Origin of the sequence: Streptococcus parasanguinis (genome assembly GCF_031582885.1) — a bacterium.
Lineage (GTDB): Bacteria > Bacillota > Bacilli > Lactobacillales > Streptococcaceae > Streptococcus > Streptococcus parasanguinis_M.
In genome coordinates, this window is record NZ_CP133988.1 from 1947322 (window position 1) to 1964991 (window position 17670).

At 44.1% G+C, this 17670-nt stretch carries 16 protein-coding genes and 1 pseudogene; 4 read left to right on the forward strand and 13 right to left on the reverse strand.

The window, feature by feature from the left end:
* Nucleotides 1-141 precede the first annotated feature (141 nt).
* The 5 genes from RDV49_RS09380 to RDV49_RS09400 all read right to left on the reverse strand — a co-directional run bounded on the left by RDV49_RS09380 (nucleotide 142) and on the right by RDV49_RS09400 (nucleotide 3593).
* On the reverse strand, nucleotides 142-1872 hold the full coding sequence (locus tag RDV49_RS09380) for a DUF2075 domain-containing protein (RefSeq protein ID WP_003006114.1): 1731 nt from the start codon (nucleotides 1870-1872) through the stop codon (nucleotides 142-144).
* On the reverse strand, nucleotides 1869-2207 hold the full coding sequence (locus tag RDV49_RS09385) for a nucleotide pyrophosphohydrolase (RefSeq protein ID WP_003006111.1): 339 nt from the start codon (nucleotides 2205-2207) through the stop codon (nucleotides 1869-1871). Before RDV49_RS09385 ends, RDV49_RS09380 begins: the two co-directional genes overlap by 4 nt.
* 126 nt (nucleotides 2208-2333) lie before the next feature.
* On the reverse strand, nucleotides 2334-2699 hold the full coding sequence (locus RDV49_RS09390) for a TIGR02328 family protein (RefSeq protein ID WP_003006108.1): 366 nt from the start codon (nucleotides 2697-2699) through the stop codon (nucleotides 2334-2336).
* Nucleotides 2700-3077, reverse strand: a complete 378-nt coding sequence (locus tag RDV49_RS09395; RefSeq protein ID WP_003006105.1) for a YbgA family protein — start codon at nucleotides 3075-3077, stop codon at nucleotides 2700-2702.
* A 258-nt stretch (nucleotides 3078-3335) separates the two neighbouring features.
* Entirely contained in the window at nucleotides 3336-3593 is a 258-nt protein-coding gene (locus RDV49_RS09400; protein ID WP_003006102.1) for a SemiSWEET family transporter, read from the reverse strand.
* A gap of 288 nt (nucleotides 3594-3881) precedes the next feature.
* Here RDV49_RS09400 and RDV49_RS09405 point away from each other — a divergent pair, with 288 nt between their 5' ends.
* A complete protein-coding gene (locus RDV49_RS09405) occupies nucleotides 3882-4145 on the forward strand; it encodes a SemiSWEET family transporter (protein ID WP_003006096.1) in 264 nt (87 codons plus the stop codon).
* A 367-nt stretch (nucleotides 4146-4512) separates the two neighbouring features.
* On the opposite strand, the gene RDV49_RS09410 is transcribed toward RDV49_RS09405, so the two are convergent.
* From RDV49_RS09410 to RDV49_RS09430, 5 genes are all read right to left on the reverse strand, one after another.
* Entirely contained in the window at nucleotides 4513-6498 is a 1986-nt protein-coding gene (locus RDV49_RS09410) for an ABC transporter permease (RefSeq protein WP_003006093.1), read from the reverse strand.
* The gene (locus RDV49_RS09415; protein WP_003006089.1) at nucleotides 6499-7257 is read right to left on the reverse strand and encodes an ABC transporter ATP-binding protein; all 759 of its coding nucleotides are present in this window, start codon (nucleotides 7255-7257) and stop codon (nucleotides 6499-6501) included.
* A 15-nt stretch (nucleotides 7258-7272) separates the two neighbouring features.
* Nucleotides 7273-7401, reverse strand: coding sequence for a hypothetical protein (locus RDV49_RS09420; RefSeq protein ID WP_003011905.1), 129 nt, complete (start codon nucleotides 7399-7401; stop codon nucleotides 7273-7275).
* 115 nt (nucleotides 7402-7516) lie between these two features.
* On the reverse strand, nucleotides 7517-8491 hold the full coding sequence (locus tag RDV49_RS09425; RefSeq protein ID WP_003006082.1) for a sensor histidine kinase: 975 nt from the start codon (nucleotides 8489-8491) through the stop codon (nucleotides 7517-7519).
* Nucleotides 8484-9161 carry a response regulator transcription factor gene (locus tag RDV49_RS09430; RefSeq protein ID WP_003006080.1) on the reverse strand — a complete coding sequence of 226 codons (678 nt, stop codon included), beginning with the start codon at nucleotides 9159-9161 and terminating at the stop codon, nucleotides 8484-8486. The genes RDV49_RS09425 and RDV49_RS09430 overlap by 8 nt, the downstream gene beginning before the upstream one ends.
* A gap of 169 nt (nucleotides 9162-9330) precedes the next feature.
* On the opposite strand from RDV49_RS09430, the gene RDV49_RS09435 reads away from it, so the two are divergent.
* Nucleotides 9331-10515 (forward strand): DUF2974 domain-containing protein, encoded by a 1185-nt coding sequence (locus RDV49_RS09435; protein WP_003006077.1) that lies wholly within the window; start codon nucleotides 9331-9333, stop codon nucleotides 10513-10515.
* Between the two features lie 1310 nt (nucleotides 10516-11825).
* On the opposite strand, the pseudogene RDV49_RS09440 reads toward RDV49_RS09435, so the two are convergent.
* The 3 genes and pseudogenes from RDV49_RS09440 to RDV49_RS09450 form a co-directional block, all read right to left on the reverse strand.
* Nucleotides 11826-13967: pseudogene (locus tag RDV49_RS09440) on the reverse strand (pneumococcal-type histidine triad protein); the annotation flags it as partial.
* Between the two features lie 7 nt (nucleotides 13968-13974).
* On the reverse strand, nucleotides 13975-14910 hold the full coding sequence (locus tag RDV49_RS09445) for a metal ABC transporter solute-binding protein, Zn/Mn family (RefSeq protein ID WP_155106213.1): 936 nt from the start codon (nucleotides 14908-14910) through the stop codon (nucleotides 13975-13977).
* A gap of 195 nt (nucleotides 14911-15105) precedes the next feature.
* Nucleotides 15106-16368 carry a DUF6287 domain-containing protein gene (locus RDV49_RS09450; RefSeq protein WP_003006069.1) on the reverse strand — a complete coding sequence of 421 codons (1263 nt, stop codon included), beginning with the start codon at nucleotides 16366-16368 and terminating at the stop codon, nucleotides 15106-15108.
* A 248-nt stretch (nucleotides 16369-16616) separates the two neighbouring features.
* Between RDV49_RS09450 and RDV49_RS09455 the strand changes: the two genes are divergently transcribed.
* Together RDV49_RS09455 and RDV49_RS09460 are read left to right on the forward strand one after the other, a co-directional pair.
* A complete protein-coding gene (locus tag RDV49_RS09455; RefSeq protein WP_003006066.1) occupies nucleotides 16617-17138 on the forward strand; it encodes a DUF2975 domain-containing protein in 522 nt (173 codons plus the stop codon).
* A gap of 10 nt (nucleotides 17139-17148) precedes the next feature.
* Nucleotides 17149-17355: a helix-turn-helix domain-containing protein gene (locus tag RDV49_RS09460; RefSeq protein WP_003006064.1), complete on the forward strand. Its 207-nt coding sequence runs from the start codon at nucleotides 17149-17151 to the stop codon at nucleotides 17353-17355.
* Nucleotides 17356-17670 lie beyond the last annotated feature (315 nt).

A 17670-nucleotide genomic window follows, 5' to 3' on the forward strand; every position in this document is an offset into this window, starting at 1 on the left:
ACTACGCTGATTTCATCAGCTTTTACAGCCCTACTCAACTGTGCGGAGGTGGGACGACGAAATCGAATTCTAACGAATTACCGATTTCTGTCCCACTCTCACTTCTATCATTCGAAAAAAATTTGGGAAATAGGAAGCATCTTATTTTGTCGCATTTTTTAGAGCTTGTTGAAGTTCTTCATCAACCGCATAGACATATAGCCCGTTAACTCCACGGGTGAGCAGAACATTTAACTCATTTCGCAATAATGTTTCTCCGTAATTAATCATTTCACCTGATTCAAGTTTTCTGTTTTGAACAGCACTTTTATTTTTGCTTTCACTTATATCAAAAATAATTTTCCCGTCTCTATATTTGACAGATGGGCCAATGATAACTCCCACATAATTTAGATCAAATCCCTGAACGGTAAACGTTGAGCCAATTTCATGAATCGTTTGAGATTGCTCTATCCAGGATAAATGTTTAGATTCTTTTTCTTTTGCAAGTTGTCTGTTCCATGGACAAGACCAGTCTCCGATACGGACACACCAATAGTCCGAATCCTTTGGTTTTGATTGACTACTATATTCCCAATCATAGGTTGCTGTTAAGCGTGAAATCCCTAAACTCTGATTATCATTTTTTTCCATGATTGCACTTTGAAGTTCCTCAGGAGAGTCAAAAACTCTAATATCATAATCATTATCACTTGGAACCTCGTTAATAACTCCAATATCAATCAGATTTCTTATCCACTCAACTGTTTCCTTTGTAGCATGGATACGCATTTGGTTATGTAGCGTAATGAGATTTCCTTTTAAATTGGCTTCATGTTCCAATTTCAAGAAAGCATCATCTGTCCATATTTGGGATTTATTCATGATCTGATTTTCATCATAAACTAACACGACCACTTTAGATTTAGCGAGTAAATCATTTAAATGATTCCCGCCTAAATAGGCTTGATTTTTTGCAGTCAATAACAAGTGACCTTCATCAACCACTACAATTCCAGCATCAGTTTTTTCTTTTTTCAGAGCATTTAAAAATTGAGTTGGTTTCATCACAACATTAATATTTGATCCACTCTTCCATTCCAATTTTTTCTCAATTTCTTGGTAAACACTGAGTTGATCATCATGATTCACAACCAAATTGATATCATTGTTCTCACGAATCATTTGAGTATCTTCAGAATTCAATAAATCATCGATGAGGGAACTCATCAAAACCGTTTTCCCTGCACCAGCATCACCCTTTACTAAAATTAGAACTCCTGTTTCATTTTTACTAATGACAGATGTAATTTTGAGCAATATTTCATTTTTGGCCTTCACTTGTTCATCTGTTAACTTGTGAAATGGAGAAGATTTAAATATCGCTGAATTTCGAATAAAACTTTCTGCTGGGAATAAATAATGATTTTTCCTATTTAGGGTTCTCCATATCTTTGAGAAAATCTCGTCTAACTCCTCAGAAGTGTAATATTGGTTTTGAGGATTTCCTCTCCTATTCTGAACCCTTTCAACTTGGTCAACACTTGATAGGTAGAGCATTAACCTATTCTCAATATCCAAGGTCAAAGATTTATTGAAATGGTTATGCCCAATAACAAACATTTTAGAGGTTTTAGATTGTTCAAATTGTCGCCAGTCTTCTCTATCCTTCTTTATATCATCTGACAAATGCTGATTTGTTCTACGAATGATATCTGTTGTTTCTCCGACATAAACACTATACTTGTTTTTATTCTCATCGTTTACGATATATACAGTTGGATAATCAAAGATAAGCTTAGAATGTTTCGGAGCAATCGTTTCTTTTAATTGATCAAATGTTCGATTTGAATAATCGATTTCTATAACTACGGGTGATTGAATGTTGCTCATTTTTTCTCCAAGTCCGTATATTTTTTATTATTTCCCTTGCTTAATTCTACAGGATATTTTTTTGCATTTATATCAATTTTCTCTTTTATAATTTCTTCTACATCCAGATTCAAATTATCTGCTAACATGAAAGAATACATAAAAACATCCGCAAGTTCTTCTTTGATTTCTTTTAATGACTTTTCAACTACTTCCTCTGATTGTTTCCACTGAAATAGTTCCAACAATTCGCTCGCTTCTAGTGAAATCGAAATGGCTAAATCTTTTTCATTATGAAACTTTCTCCAGTCACGTTCATCTCTAAATTGATTAATTAAGTCGATTAATTCTTTCATCCGTCTATCCTTTTCCTGTGCATAATCTCCTATTATTATAGCATGTTTGGGAAAGAAATTAACGCTTTCAAAATATTTTGTTGGGATTTAGCGCAAAAAAACGAACCTGGTTTAGTTCGTCTTTTCTTAGTCTAATTGAATCCCTTTTCCTGCTAGGTTCTCCAGGCATTCTTGGAGGTAAGTAGCCTGGTGCTCAGGATAGATAGGGGTGCTCAAAGCTTCCTCTTCCAGCTCTGGGTAGGCTGGGCAGGTCTTACCTCGGTAGGTCAGCTCCCACCACTCTGGGCTGACCTTGTAGCCACGTGCAGTCATCTCCTCCATGATCAGGCGGTGATAGGCATAGAGGCGATAGGGCGAGTAGTCAAAGACATAGTTGACTGTCGCGTGCTTCTTGCCCCAGCCATTGCCTCGAAGGGCGCAGCATTCCCGGTGTTGGCCCAGGAGCTGGGCACGAGGGAGTTTGCTAATCAAATCTTGGTGCCACAGTCTCATCTATTGACCTCCTAGTAGTGTCGAGTCTTGTAAGTAGCGATTGGGGTAGCGCTTAAGGAGCGTCTGGATCCCCTTGATGAGATCCTCTTGGCTAGCATGCCCATGCTGGTACTTTTCAAGTAGCAACATGAAATCTGCCTTTTCCTCAGGAGTCGCCTGCTTTTTGAAATAGCCCCAGATATGCTGGAAGGCATTAGAGACCTGACCACGATTTTCCGGCAAGGTCAGCGCTTGCTGGATCAGGTCCTCGACGTGACTGACCTCCACCTGATCTTGCTTGAGGTATTCCCGGATTTCCTTGTAGATATTACTCGAACGACTGAGCACCAGGTATTTATTTTTCGCCCATAGGACTTGACAGTGATGTTTTTGCTCCACTTTTGTCTCCTTTTGATCTTCTCTATGAATAGTCCTCCCATTATACCATGGAAATGATTCATTCCATCAAAAAAAGCTGGGACAAAAGTCCTGGCCTCTTAATTGTTTTTGAATTGTAGAGCAAGACGCAGTGGTTGAGCGGGCTCTACTACGCTGATTTCATCAGCTTTTATAGCCCTACTCAACTGTGCAGAGGTGGGACGACGAAATCGAATTCTAACGAATTACCGATTTCTGTCCTACTCTCTCTTTCATTGATTACAAGGCTGTGATGGCTGTGATCAAACCAAAGATGATCCCTGGTGCATTGGCTGCAGCAAGTGGAATATCGCGTTCTTTTTTGAAGAGTCCGTAGTAAACCCAAAGGCTACAGTTGATGGCTGCGACAAGAGGTTGAACAAAGTTCCCTTTGTGACCTGCGAGGTTATCCATGATTTGTGGGAAGTAAGACACATACATCATAACAGACATAAAGGTCGCAACCCAACCAAGAATTTTCATTTGTTTTTCATTCATTTTGAAACTACCATTTCCTTTTCTTTTTTTAAAGTATGCACTATTCTACCTTTTGTCCTTTACAAATTCAAGTCTTTTTTTCAAATGTTACCGAACTGTAAAGTGTCACAATCTTGTGATTTTGCAGGAAGATGGATTTCTTTTCGAGAGAGTCTTCTCTCTAGTTGCCATTTTTTTGACACATTGTCTAATTTTGTGCGAATGTAATCATTTTCATCTTGCATAGCATGCAAATTAATTGCATTTTCTTCCTACTTATGCTATTTTGATACACAGAGGTAAAATTTTATGAATAAACAAAAAATCAACCAAATCGTTGGCTCGATCGGTGCCTTTATTGGGATTATCGTTTTCATTGCCTACATCCCACAAATTATTGCTAATTTACAGGGACATAAGGCCCAACCTTTCCAACCCTTGTCAGCTGCTATTTCTTGCTTGATCTGGGTCATTTATGGTTGGACAAAGGAACCTAAAAAAGACTGGATTTTGATCATTCCGAATTCAGCAGGTGTCATCCTAGGTGGATTGACTTTCCTAACATCACTTTAATCGAAAGCGAACAAAGACTGAACTCTACTGGTTCAGTCTTTTTTGTGTATCCCTTTGAAAAACAAAAACAATCGCAGTCGGTTTTCGTACAAAAAAGCCCGCTATGAGCGAGCTTAAAAATTGACAATTCTTTTCTTTGAATAACCTTAGCTAGACTATTGTGCAAAAATATCAAAATGATTTCTGATTATTATTTAAAGTATATTGAAACTTTCCTCTGTGAGAAAAGTGCCTGAAATAATCATGTTTCAGGCACTCGGAATTATTGAGACCTTAGGCTCAATAATTAGTCATGGAACTTCTTCGAAGTTCGCTGACGTCCGTACTCACCTAAGGAAAGTTTCTAATTTAATTTGAGCTTCTTGTCTTAAATCTGCACAATCTTACGATAGCTCCGAGAGGTGATCCAAAAGACGATCAGGTAGGAGACGAGAAAGACACCACAAACGCTGAGGGTTACGACGAGGACTTGGCCACTATTGATGACACCGAGAACCTTGAGAATGAGGCGGATCATATGGTAGGCAAAGGCCAGATGGACAAAGGCAAAGATGAGTGGGAGGAAGAAGACAGTCCGCACTTGACGGTTGATGGTCCGTTTGACCTCGTGTTCATCGAGCCCCACCTGTTGGAGAATGACGAAGCGCTCACGGTCTTCATAGCCTTCTGAGATTTGCTTGTAGTAGATGACGATGACCGTTCCGACCATAAAGATCAGTGACAAGAAAATTCCGATAAAGAAGATGCCACCAAAGAGGCTATTCAACTCTGCCACATCATTGGCTCGGTTGCCTCCATAGATGAATGTTCCTTGGCCCTGTTGGCTGCTCAATTCATCGATCATCTTATCATAGCTAGCTGCTAGCTTGAGTTGCTGGTCTTCATCGACATTGACATTGAAGCCACCGTAGATATTGGTATTTATGGCCAGATTTGGAAACTGAGCGACAAAGGCTGAGAGGTCAGGCACGATCAGGTAATTGAAATCCTCCGTTAGCATATTAAACTGATTTGGCACGTGATCAGTGATAAAATCCCTGCTCACTTCTTCTTTGACTTGGAAGTCATGCCCATTGATAGTAAACTGCTTTTGCCCCTTAAGAGCCTTGTTATGGGCAAAGAGGATGACTTGGTTGCCTGTCAGATCGACTTGTTCGCCTGTCATGTGTTCATAACTAGCTGCATCAAATACCATAAAGACAGTTTTAGGAGTGACGCTGCGTTCATCAGCTGGATAGACGGTGAAGTCTGTGCCCTTTTGTGATTTAACCCCAAAGTTGGCATAGGTCATCAGGTCACGATTTTTGATCTTGAGATGGTGCTCAGAGGCAAATTCATCAAATTTCTGATTGATCTGCTCCAGGTCGACCCCTTTTCCTTGGACAGAGAAATCATGAGGCGCCATGATTTTCTTGACCATTTCGCTACCGACATAGATATTGGTGGCAGCAGAGATGGTCACCAGCACCATGGTCGAGAGGATGGCAATGGTCGCAAGGCCCACTGCATTTTTCTTCATGCGATAGATGAGGTTAGAGACCGAGATCATATTGTTGGGCTGGTAATAGTAGCTCTTCTTTTTCTTAAGCAGATGCAAGAAGACGGTGATCCCAGCATTAAAGAGCAGATAGGTCCCGATCATGACCAGTATAACGGCTAGAAAGAAGGTCACAAGCGCAATGATGGGGTCTTTGACAGACTGAGCTAGGTAGTAGCCCAAACCAAGAGAGGCTAAGCCCAGGATGGTTTGAGGCCATAAGAAGCGGGCTTTCTTTTCACCACTGGCCTTCTCACGCGTCAACTGCAAGGCATTCAAACGGAGAATCCGCCAAGCATTAAGAAGAACCAAAAGGCCAAAGATGAGACCAAAGGTGACAAAGACCAAGATGACAATCCCAGGTTGGAAGGTAGATACTAGCTGGACCTTCATCTTCATGAGTTTCAAGAGAAAGGCAAAGATCAGCTTGTCAAAGAGGGCTCCAATCAAGACACCGGCTGAGATAGTCAGAAAGCCAAACATCAAGAGTTCCTTGAAGATCATGCTGATGAGATGACGTTTCTCAAGTCCGAGCATGCTGTAGATTCCCAGCTCTTTGGAGCGGTTTTTCATGACGAAGCTATTGGCATAGAGCACGATGATAGCCCCCGCAGCATTGACCACGAACAGTCCCAAGACCAGGGTAAAGATCATGGGATCTCCCCCTCGAAGCTCGGAAATGTGGGGATTAAAGGTCAGGGAGTCAAAGAGGTAAGCGATGGTCACTGCGAGAATGACTGCAATCGCAAAGGGATAATAGAGCTTGCGATTCTTGATGAGATTGGAGCAAGCTAGTTTAGTGGTTAATCGAAACATCTACTCCACCTCACTTGCCATGACCGTCAGAGTATCTGAGATTTCTTGGAACATCTGACGCTCCGTCTTTTCTCCGCGGAAGATCTGGTTGTAAAGAATCCCGTCCTTGATGAAGAGCACGCGCTTGGCCCTCGCTGCTGCTGCGGTTGAGTGGGTCACCATGAGAATGGTTTGCCCCATGGTATTAATATCTTCAAAGACGTCGAGCAACGCAGCCGAAGACTTAGAATCCAGCGCCCCTGTTGGCTCGTCGGCCAGGAGGATTTCTGGCGAGGTGATGATAGCACGCGCTACGGCCACCCGTTGTTTTTGCCCACCAGAGATTTCATAAGGGTATTTTTCAAGGAGCTGGTGAATGCCCAACTCCCGACTGACGCTATCGACCTTACTCATCATTTCCTTGATTGGTCTGCGAGAAAGGACTAGAGGCAAGAGGATATTGTCTTTGACAGACAAGGTATCGAGCAGGTTGAAATCTTGAAAGATAAAGCCTAGTTTTTCGCGACGGAAGCTGGAGGCATCCTTATTCTTGATGGTTGAGGTATCTATGCTATTTAGGTAGACCCGCCCTTCCGTCGGCTGGTCCAGCATGGCTAGGATATTGAGGAGAGTTGATTTCCCGGATCCTGATTCCCCCATAATAGCCACGTACTCACCCTTTTCCACGGTGAAGTGAATATCCTTTAAGGCTTCAACCTGCGTTCCTTGAAAGCGGGTTTTGTAGATCTTTTTGATATGTTGAACATCTAGTAATGACATGCTTTTCTCCTTTTACTAGTAGATCAAGAAAAATTCTTGGGTTTGTTGCAGGACTTGGAGACCAAATTCCGTCTTTTCCAGATCGGGTTGGTTGCAGGGTTTCTCAGTCTTTTTGAGTTGTTTCATCCATTTCAAGAGTTTCATTTTCTTGACCTCCTTCATTTGATGAGACTATTGTATAAAAAATAAAAGGCGGCTACCATAACCTAACCTTTCATTTTGACCTTTATTTCTTACATTTTTGTAAGATGGGGAAATCTTAATCCATGACCAACTTCTTTTCTTCAAAGCGAATGGCAACGGTCGTGCCTTGGCCGACCTCTGAATGGAGGGTGATCCTGTGGCCCAATTGCTCTGTGATTTTCTTAGATAGATAGAGCCCCAGCCCTGAGGACTGCTGGGTTAGATGGCCATTGTAGCCGGAGAAGCCCCGCTCAAAAACACGGAGAACATCGCTATTTTTGATCCCAATCCCGCTATCTTTTATATAGAGAGTCTGGTCTTTAAAATAGATTTCAATTCCACCTGTGCTGGTGTACTTGAGGCTATTGGACAAGAGCTGCTCGATGATGACCAGGAGCCACTTGCGATCGGTGATGACCTCCTCTTCCAAATCATGCAGATTCACGGTCAAGTTCTTTTGGATAAAAAAGAGGGCATACTTGCGGACTACTTCTTTAACCAAATCTTCTACCGCCACGCGCTTTAAGACTAGATCATCATGAAAGCTCTCCAGTCGCAGGTACTGCAAAACCAGATTGGCATAGGAGTCAATCTTAAAGAGCTCCTGTTCCATCTGCTGCTTGACAATGGGCGTCTCGACATCTTGCACCAAGAGCTGACTGGCCGCAATGGGCGTCTTAATCTGGTGAACCCAGAGGGTATAGTAATCCATCAGGTCATTGAACTTGGCCTGGGCTGTCTTCCCTTCCTCCAAGCGCGCCTGCTGTTCTTCCGTGTATTTTTCATAAAGGAGGTGTTCCAGTGGTGAGGTAACCTCAACTTCCTCATAAAGTGCGGCTTTGCGGTAGTCCCGAAAGGTCATGGCGAAATCCCAGATCAAGACACAGAAGGCAAAAAAGCCTAGCACTAGGGTCGCATAGAGGAAAACCGTCCCTGTCTCTGGAAAGAGATAGGCAAAGACCAAATCAATGATCAAAAAGATGACCAATAGATAGAGTAGGCGCCTGCGGGATACCACATACTGCCAGAAGATCGTTCCAAATTTATTCATGGGTCAACCCGTATCCGATGCCTTTCTTGGTTTCGATGAAGTTTGACAAGCCAGCCTCTTCTAATTTCTTGCGAAGGCGGGCCACATTGACAGACAAGGTATTGTCATCAATAAAGAAGTCGCTATTCCAGAGCTCCTTCATCATGTCATCACGCGCCACGATACTGCCCGCATGTTCAAATAGGACGCGAAGGATCTGAAATTCATTCTTGGTCAACTTGATGACTTCCCCTTCATACACCAAGTCCGTAGACTTGAGATTGAGGATGGCTCCCCGGTGCTCCAGCAGATTTTGATCTGTCCCAAATTCGTAGGAGCGGCGCAAGAGCCCTTGGACCTTGGCAAGGAGGACATTTTGGTCAAAGGGCTTGGTGACAAAGTCGTCTCCACCCATATTGATGGCCATGACAATATCCATGGCTTGATCCCGTGAAGAAAGAAACATGATCGGAACCTTTGAAACCTTGCGAATCTCTTGGCACCAGTGGTAACCATTGTAGAGAGGCAGGCCAATATCCATGAGAATCAAATGAGGGTCGCTTTCGACAAAGATCCCGAGGACATCCATAAAATCCTCTACTGCGACCACTTCATAGCCCCATTGTTCCAATAATTGTTTGACCTGTTGGCGGATAATTTCATCGTCTTCCACTAAGAGAATTTTATGCATGGCTGTCTTTCCTTCTTTTTTTCTTCTTCCTATTATAACAGATTAAGAAGCAGAGAAAAAGGCTGTTTCAGAGGGAAAGAAGAACTGGCTCCTACTTTCTTGATGGGAGGCGCTTTTTCTACATCCATTTTTGTGCTATACTGAAAGAAAGAAGACACGGGAGGCACAGATGTCGACGATTTTTGATTACCTAAAAGAAGTGACTTACGATTCCATATATGACCGCCCCTTCAAGGAACTGGATGTCCTCGCATTGACAGAGCTGACCTATCTGCCCTTTGGACACATTGTGCCTCAAGGAGATACAACAGGAATTCCAGTGCGCCTATCTGATGCGATGGAACTGATCGATCGGACTACCGATTTTATCGTGAGTAACCAGCACCTGCAATTAGTCGATGAGTTGGCTACTTCAAAGCGCTTTAAGAACATCAAACTCCTCAACTATGTCGATGAATACGATCCCGATGTGCAAAAACAGTTTGCGGCCATGACCTATCGGCTTAGTCTGGATGCGTATTTGGTCGTTTTCAGAGGGACGGATGACACCTTGATCGGCTGGAAGGAAGACTTCCACATGACCTATATGGACCATGTTCCAGCTCAAAAGCGCGCAGCCAGCTACCTGCAACATGTCATGAAAGAATTTCCTAAAGGGCGCTTCTTGGTGGCTGGTCACTCCAAAGGTGGCAACCTTGCGACCTATGCCTGCACTTACCTGCCGGATTCCTTATTTGAACGGGTCGACGCGATCTACAGCTACGATGCTCCTGGCCTCAACAAGGCCATTATCGAAACCGAAGGCTACCAGCGCACGTCTCCAAACATTCGTCGCTTTGTCCCTCAGGGATCCATCGTTGGCATGATGTTGGAAGTGCCAGAACCGACGACCATTGTCAAAAGTCACGCCTTTGGTGGTTTTGCCCAGCACGATGCCTTTACTTGGGAAATCAAGGACTACAGCTTTGTGACCGTTTCTGAAACCAGCCCCGATAGCCAGCAGACAGATCTCACCTTGAAGCAATGGGTTCGCGAAACATCGGCAGAGGAGCGCAAGAAGTTTTTTGACACCTTTTTTGGCATTTTTCTGGATGCCGGTATCACTTCCATCAATGACCTTACCGATCTCAAACAGCTAGCTAAGGCCAAGGAAATCCTCCAAAATGCCCAGGATTTGGATCCAACCGAGCGGGAGATGCTAGAACGCTTAGCCAAGCAGCTCATCGATACCCGCTTTCAAGCCTGGAAAAAATGGCAGACCGTTCCCCGCATCCTGGTTCAAATGGCCACATTTTTCAAGCGAAAAAAAGCAGTCGAGCTTTCCTCGCCACTGCTCCTCGAGCACAAGGAGTGAGGCTCAACAACTGACCTCTTCTATTCACTAGAACGCAAAATGAGGCTGGGACAAAAGTCCTAGCCTCTCAATTATTTTTGGATTGTCGAGCAAGACGCAGTGGTTGAGTGGACTCTACTACGCTGATTTCATCAGCTTTGACAGCCCTACTCAACTGTGCGGAGGTGGGACGACGAAATCGAATTCTAACGAATTACCGATTTCTGTCCCACTCTCTTTTCTATTTTCTATTGGTTCTGAGGAGATGGAGCATCTGGTGTGCTTGCTTCTGTTACAGCTGCGCTTGCAGGCTCTGTTTCTGTCTCAGTTGTGGCAGGCTTGCTTCCTTCTGAAGCTGCTGCTTCTTTTTCCACCGGAGTTTCTGTAGCGACAGGCGTTTCAGCTGTGGAAGCTGATTTGCTCGCTTCGCTTGCAGATGGGGCTGCAGCTAATTCTGCCTGGAAGGCTTGGATGGCCTGTAGTAAGGCTGATTTATCACTCTTTGGATTAGCCAATTGGTCAAAGAGAGCTTCTAAGCGATCAAATACCGCATCACTAGCTCCCTTGTCCTGCAATTGTTGGTGCAGGGCCATCAATTGATTATAGAGCTGTTGATAAAGAGCGACATCCCCAATTTGAGGTTCTTCGGTTTGCTTTTGTTTTTGCTTTTCAATGGTATCACTGATTTCGCGTAGAAGTGCTTCCCCACTTGAAATAGCCTTGTCTGGATCAGATTCTTTTCCAAGTTGAGCCAAGCCTGCTTCAAAAGCCGGTCGTTTGCCTTGGTCTTCGACTTGTGGCAAGAGCGACTGGATTTGCTCTAAGAGAGCTGTCAAAATCTTGTTCTGTTGACGGGCTTCTGTTGCCTTATCCAACTCTCCATACAAGCCTTTGAGGAAATCATAAACCGCTACGTTGTAGGATGGGGTTTGACTTCCTTTTTGATCCAAAACTGTTTTTTCAATAGGATAGGTTTGGCCTTTATCTTGGGAGAAAAGCTGGTCAATAGCTTGCTTAGTTTGGTAGAGCTCCATAAAGTGAGACTTGGAATCCCAAGCTTCTTCAAAGGCTTGAGCCCGGTAGAGCTTCAAGACTAGATCTGCCGCCTTGGTGCGGAGTTCTGGTGTCAAGCGCGCATCGCTCAAGCTTTGGTAGAAATACTTGAGGTAGTCGACCGATGTCACACCTGTCCGATCTTGCATCTCCTGAACAGCTTCTAATAGCTTCCCTTCCTGTTCTAGACGCTTACTGTCCTTGGCAGCATAGGCTTCCTGCAGTTGAGAGACCAACTCTTCCTTCTTCAATTGGAAGGCTTCGGTATCTAGTAAGCGCACTTGTTCCAGCAATTCTTGGTAACGACGGTCCAAGGCTGTCTCTTCTTTTGGCTTGACCGCTTGAGTCGCATGAATGTACTGCGCATCAACCTGTTTGAGACTTGCCAGATAGCCCTCTGTTGAGTTACTTGGGAAACTCTTGACATTTTCCAAGAAGTGGCCCAAGATGAGCTCAATCCGTCTTTGTTGCAATGGATCAGAAGCATAGAGGCTGCGGCTTTCTGCTAAGAGCTGGTTAACCCTATCCTCTACGACTTTCTTGTCCAAGTCTCCTTTTTTGTAAGGAGATTGAATGGTTGGAAGACGGTGGGCTAAGTAGTCTGCTAGCCCTGCTGAACGCACCTTGATGTAGTGGTTGTGATCGCCATGCGGGATGACAAACTGACCATTTTCAATCTGGAGGCTATAAGGAGAAATCCCCGAACGAAGCGCTGTTGCATAGAGTTCATTGATAAAGTCTAGTTCAGGATTGCCAGTTTCAAGTGGGATCCGGACATGTTCCTTACGAACAGCATAAGGATGGATGTGGGTCGGATCGTATTCTTGGTCTGGATTGTTAAAGACAAAGAAACCATTGGAAATCTTAATGGCCTCACGAGGGACACCGTAGGTCTTGCTGATGTACTGGATCTTTTCCTCATCTGAGGCATCACGAGAATAGCTGGCAACGTCATCTGTCAGGGGCTGACCCTTGTCCTCTTCTTTCTTACCAGCTAGAGTTGCCTCTGCTGCTGCAATCTCTTGAGGAGAAAGGTCCTTTTTATAGAAATAATGGGCATGGTTGCCATGAGCGACCATATATCCTTCCTCGTCCTTGCTGATGACCTTGTCAGCGTGGAAGCCGTAATCGTGCTCCTCTTCGTGATCATGACTATTTCCATGCTCATGATTAGGATCAACTGGTCTTGTGCTTGGATTTGAAGGCAAGCTTGGACTTCCTTCTGTTGAACTACCAGTTCCTTGAGCACGAAGCAATTGGAATTGCCGCGCCAACTCACGCTCTAAAGGAGATAGAGAGCTGTAAGGGATAAAGTGGAAATGATCCCCATGAGGGTAGACAATCCCTTGATCGGTCCACTTGGTAATCTTGCTTGGATCAAATACAGAACCATCAGACTCCACATGACGAGAAGACAACGGGGCTTTCTGCAATTCTTCGATCAAGTTGGTCAGGGTCGGACTTGGTTTGGAAGTAGCTGGTTTAGAAGTCGTTGGGGTTGTCTGTGTATTGCTTGGACTGGATGACGGCTGGTTGCTCGCTTGCTTCCCAAGACTTGGAGAGGCTTGATCCGGAGTTCCTTGCTCTGTACTTGCTCCAGCTAGGTGTGAACTTCCTGCCTGATGGCCAGCTTGACCACCTAAGACGGAGAGGGCTGCTGCTAACTCTCCAGCAGATAAGGCACTCTTTGGAATATAATGGAAATGGCCGCCATGGGGCACAATAAAGCCGTCCCCTGTATCTGAAATGACATCTCCAGGGCTAAAGACATAACCATCGTCCGTACGGTAGCCACCACCTGTATGGTTTTTAGCCGTCAGCATCTCAAGAGTCTTACCTTCTTTCAGCGCTTGACTCGGTTGACGGAAGTCACGGGTCTTGCCTGCCTTATGCGAGGAGCTCGCTTGCACCGATCCCGTTTCCCCTTCTTCTTTAGCCCCCCCTTTTTGCTGTTGGGCGATCTCTTCGATCGAGCGCACATTAACTGTATGTTGGGCATCCTTTAAGTAGAGATAGTATTTCCCAGCGCGTTTGATGATATAGCCATCCTTGACCTTGCTCACGATATCTGCTTCTTGCAGCTGATAAGTTGGATCCCGCAAAATCAACTCTTCACTAAAGACGGCATCAAATGGGACCTTGCCGCTGTAGTAATGAAAATGATTCCCATGAGAAGTGACAAAGCCTTCATCTGTAATCTTGATGACAATCTGCTCTGCCTGGGTCTTTTCCTTGGCATTGACCGCTTCGATGCTGTCTTCCTTTTTACTGGAGGCAGACGATGACGATTTCTTGTCCGCTTGCAAATACTGAATCTGATTCTTTTTCTCTTCCTTGACTTGTGGTTGCTGACTGAGCGCATAGGCACAGAGTCCTAGCCCCAAGGTCGCTACAATTCCAATCGTTCCCTTTTTCTTCATTCTTGATTTACTCCTCTAATTCCTTGGCTAAAGTCGCCATATTTTCTTCTAAATTTTCTAATAGATCCTTATCGTTTTGTGGATCGGCTTCCAGTGGATCCAAGACCTTGACACGTGCCCCTGTTGCCTTAGCGATACTATCTGCCACTTTTGACGACGTGTGCTTTTCCACAAAGATCGTTTTCACCTTGTAGTCTTTGACAAACTGCTGGATCTCGGCCAATTGCCGAGCGGTCGGTTCTTGCTCTGGGGAAATCCCTGCAATCCCTAACTGCTTGAGACCAAAGCGTTTGGCCAGATAAGAAAAGGCTGTATGTTGGGTCACAAAAGTCTTTTGCTTGGCCTTGTCAAAGAGAGGCTGGTAGCGGGCTACCAGTTCCTCACAGCACTTTTCAAGCTTTTGAGCATTGGCCTGATAGAGTTCCTTGTTCTTTGGATCGATCTCTCCCAAACGTTGGGCGATGATCTTTCCTTCCTCTGCGATTTTTACAGGATCCAACCAAGTATGCGGATCATACAAGTGCTTTGCTTCTTTTCCCTGACCAGCTTCGACATCCTCTAATCCAGCCACCTTATCAAGGGTCATTCCTTGGCTGCCTTCGATCACTCGCAACTTGGAACCTTGTAGGTTAGGATCTAAGCGGCCGGCCCAAGATTCCAGGGTCTGAGAATGATAGACAAATACATCCGCATCATAGATCTGGGCCACTTCCTTGGTGGAGGGTTCATAATCATGGATCCCTGCACCTGACTGAACCATCCAGATGTCATTTTGATCGCCAGAGATTTCCTTGACCAGGGCATAGATAGGATAAAAACTCGTGACAATTTTAAGACCTTTTTTAGAAGGGGGCTTGCCCGCATTTCCTTGACTTCCACAAGCTGTCAGCAGAAAGAAACCGAGAAACAAGAGTCCCAGAACCTTCATTCTTCTCCTATTCATCCTTCACCTCTTTTTCATTTTTGTTAACTAGTTTATTAATCAGTTAATTAACTAGTTAATCATACTGCGAATCATTTGCTTTGTCAAGCTTTTTTTACATTTTTTCCCTTTTAATGTTAGAGACTAACAGTTGCCTAGATTCCACAAGCCTTCCTTGCAGTAAAAAAAGCTTGAGACAAACATGTCTCAAACTTTTTATTGACGGTAAAAATATTGATCAGCCGGATAGTTGCCTGCAGATTGAGTGACCACTAGACGTGGCTTGCTGGTATCAGACTGGTCTCCATCTGGATTTTGGAAACCGATTTTCAGCAGTCCAATCGCAGCACCGGTCTCACCCATCTTCATCTCAACATAAGGGATCTTGCTCTTCTTATCCGAGTCCGCAACAGCCTTGAGGCTGCCTTGGCCCTTGACTTTTCCGTCTGCTTGGATGACGATTTCAGCTCCCTTGCCATTGCGCCAAGTTCCAGCTAAGCTTGAGAAGTCGCCTCCGTTAATGGCCGCAATATCCAAGTCTTTCTCTTTTTTCGGTTGCGGGTAGGCTTTCCACCACTCTAGATGGTAATCACGGTAGGCCACGTCACCAAAGAGAATCCGACGTTCTTGGGAAGCTACTCCATCAGGACCTGTCACACCCGCTGGGATTAAGTACAAGGTTTGCTCTTGCCCTTGGATCGCAGTCCCATTTGCCCCTGTGAAATAAACTTCATAATAGCCTTTTCGCTTCTTGGGCTCTTTTTCTTTATTGAACAAGTAACTTGCCCGAGTGCCTCCACTCCAGAAAGTCCAGCCAGTCTCCCCATTTACAATACTTGGAAAGGCATTGGTCTTGTTTTGGTAATATTCTTCTGGAGTATAGCCATAAAGTTTAAAACCGGAATCGGCGATTTCCTTTTCATAGGTATCATTGGAATAAGCACCTTCAAACGGTGAGAGATTGCCATCAAGGACGACATCATTTGGATCTGTCGATTTGAAAAAATCCTCTCGATTGGCAAAGACCATCTCGTGGTAGGGATTTTTATCAGACATGGTGACCGTGATCAAAGGCTTCTTATCTGTCTTGTATTTGAAGACACGAACAGTGACTGTAAAGTCTGTATTGCCATCGGACTTTTTCATCTTGCCTGTCGAAACTTTGTTAGACCCTTCGACCTTCCAATCCGTACTAAATTCAGCGGATACCTTGCCGTCAGCCGTTTGGTAATCGATCTTCCAGGCCTTGCCCTTTTTCTCGATTTTGGCTTCATCCCGTTCATTAGAGACATAGTCACCACTCAAGTCAATGGCTTTTTCCTTTGGCTTGGTGACCTTCTTGCTGGTCTGCTTAAATTCCTTTTGATGGTCTGGTTGGATGTTGGAACTAGAGTAGAGATAGACTCCACCGATCAGAACAGCTGCTCCGACCAGCCCCAGAATCGGTACCAGGTATTTTTTCTTCCACTTAAGATTCATTTTACTACCTCCATGGAATAAGATCTTTACACTAGTATACCCTAAATCGAAAGTATAGTAAAATTCCCCTCTATGTAGTGGTTTTCCAGGCTTGAACTGACTAGTTTGAGCAGAGAATACCTGTTTCTCAAAAATTATATTTTGTTTATCATTATTTTTTTATCGTTTTTCGATACTTTTTTATTGACTATTTTTTTATAAAGAGTATACTATAAGTGAAAAATAAATAAACTTCAAGGAGGCTTGCGATGAAAAACTCAAAAACCTTAAAAAATGTCATTGAAGTCTTGACGGCTTTCATTTACTTCTGTGGCTTTATGACTGTGGCTGCACTGGTCGTCCACCTGCTTTCACGGATGGGAGTGTTTAAAGATCTCATTCAAACTGGACGCTTGTCCTTTGATGTGAATGGCATCCAACTCTTCCCCAAACATCCGCAACCTCTCTGGCAGCTGCTCTTCCCACTAGCCTCAAGCGCTATCTATATTTACCTTCTCATCACCATTCGCAGCTTCCTCCAAAATCTCTACCAAGAAAAGATCTTTTCTCACTCTAACATTGATCTTTGCAACCGAGCTTGGAAGATTCTCTTGGTCTTGTCCTTTATGTCTGGCACACTTGAAACCAGTGGAAATGCTTATCTCCTTCCCTTCACTTTCCAATTTACCTTTAACACAGGGCTTCTCCTTGCCGTTCCAATCGTCTGGGTCTCTGGCAAGATTTTAGAGAGAGGTATTGAGATTGCCGAAGAAAATGAGCTAACCATTTAAGGAGGTTGCCATGATTATCGTCAATCTAGATGTCATGCTAGCCAAGCGAAAGATGAAATCCAACGAGCTAGCCGACAAAATCGGCATCACCACAGCCAACCTCTCCATCCTCAAAACCGGCAAGGCCAAAGCCATCCGCTTCACCACCCTTGAAGCCATCTGCAAAGAACTCGACTGCCAGCCAGGAGATATCCTAGAATACCGGCCGGATGAATAGGAAAATATAATTTGAGACCTTCCTTGGGTGAGGACGGACGGTAGCGAATCCCTTTGGGATTCCATACCTAATATTTGAGCCTACTGTCTCAAATCTCCCGAGAGTCTGAAATGATACCGTTTCAGACTCTTTTCTCACTGCGGAAGTCTCCGTTAACATCCATTGCTAATAGGACTCATCTACCATCCTTGTAAAACTCAATGATAGGAACCATATCAATACAACAAAAGCACTCCCGCGGGAGTGCTTGAGAGCGTAGACAATTTGTTCTTCCTTACAAATCAAATTAATTTTATAAAAATCAAAAAATTTATT

Coding starts and splice junctions, on each gene's coding strand:
- RDV49_RS09380 (WP_003006114.1), bottom strand. CDS start 1,872: ATGAGCAACATTCAATCACCCGTAGTTATAGAAATCGATTATTCAAAT.
- RDV49_RS09385 (WP_003006111.1), bottom strand. CDS start 2,207: ATGAAAGAATTAATCGACTTAATTAATCAATTTAGAGATGAACGTGAC.
- RDV49_RS09390 (WP_003006108.1), bottom strand. CDS start 2,699: ATGAGACTGTGGCACCAAGATTTGATTAGCAAACTCCCTCGTGCCCAG.
- RDV49_RS09400 (WP_003006102.1), bottom strand. CDS start 3,593: ATGAATGAAAAACAAATGAAAATTCTTGGTTGGGTTGCGACCTTTATG.
- RDV49_RS09405 (WP_003006096.1), top strand. CDS start 3,882: ATGAATAAACAAAAAATCAACCAAATCGTTGGCTCGATCGGTGCCTTT.
- RDV49_RS09410 (WP_003006093.1), bottom strand. CDS start 6,498: ATGTTTCGATTAACCACTAAACTAGCTTGCTCCAATCTCATCAAGAAT.
- RDV49_RS09415 (WP_003006089.1), bottom strand. CDS start 7,257: ATGTCATTACTAGATGTTCAACATATCAAAAAGATCTACAAAACCCGC.
- RDV49_RS09420 (WP_003011905.1), bottom strand. CDS start 7,401: ATGAAACTCTTGAAATGGATGAAACAACTCAAAAAGACTGAGAAACCC.
- RDV49_RS09425 (WP_003006082.1), bottom strand. CDS start 8,491: ATGAATAAATTTGGAACGATCTTCTGGCAGTATGTGGTATCCCGCAGG.
- RDV49_RS09430 (WP_003006080.1), bottom strand. CDS start 9,161: ATGCATAAAATTCTCTTAGTGGAAGACGATGAAATTATCCGCCAACAG.
- RDV49_RS09435 (WP_003006077.1), top strand. CDS start 9,331: ATGTCGACGATTTTTGATTACCTAAAAGAAGTGACTTACGATTCCATA.
- RDV49_RS09445 (WP_155106213.1), bottom strand. CDS start 14,910: ATGAATAGGAGAAGAATGAAGGTTCTGGGACTCTTGTTTCTCGGTTTC.
- RDV49_RS09450 (WP_003006069.1), bottom strand. CDS start 16,368: ATGAATCTTAAGTGGAAGAAAAAATACCTGGTACCGATTCTGGGGCTG.
- RDV49_RS09455 (WP_003006066.1), top strand. CDS start 16,617: ATGAAAAACTCAAAAACCTTAAAAAATGTCATTGAAGTCTTGACGGCT.
- RDV49_RS09460 (WP_003006064.1), top strand. CDS start 17,149: ATGATTATCGTCAATCTAGATGTCATGCTAGCCAAGCGAAAGATGAAA.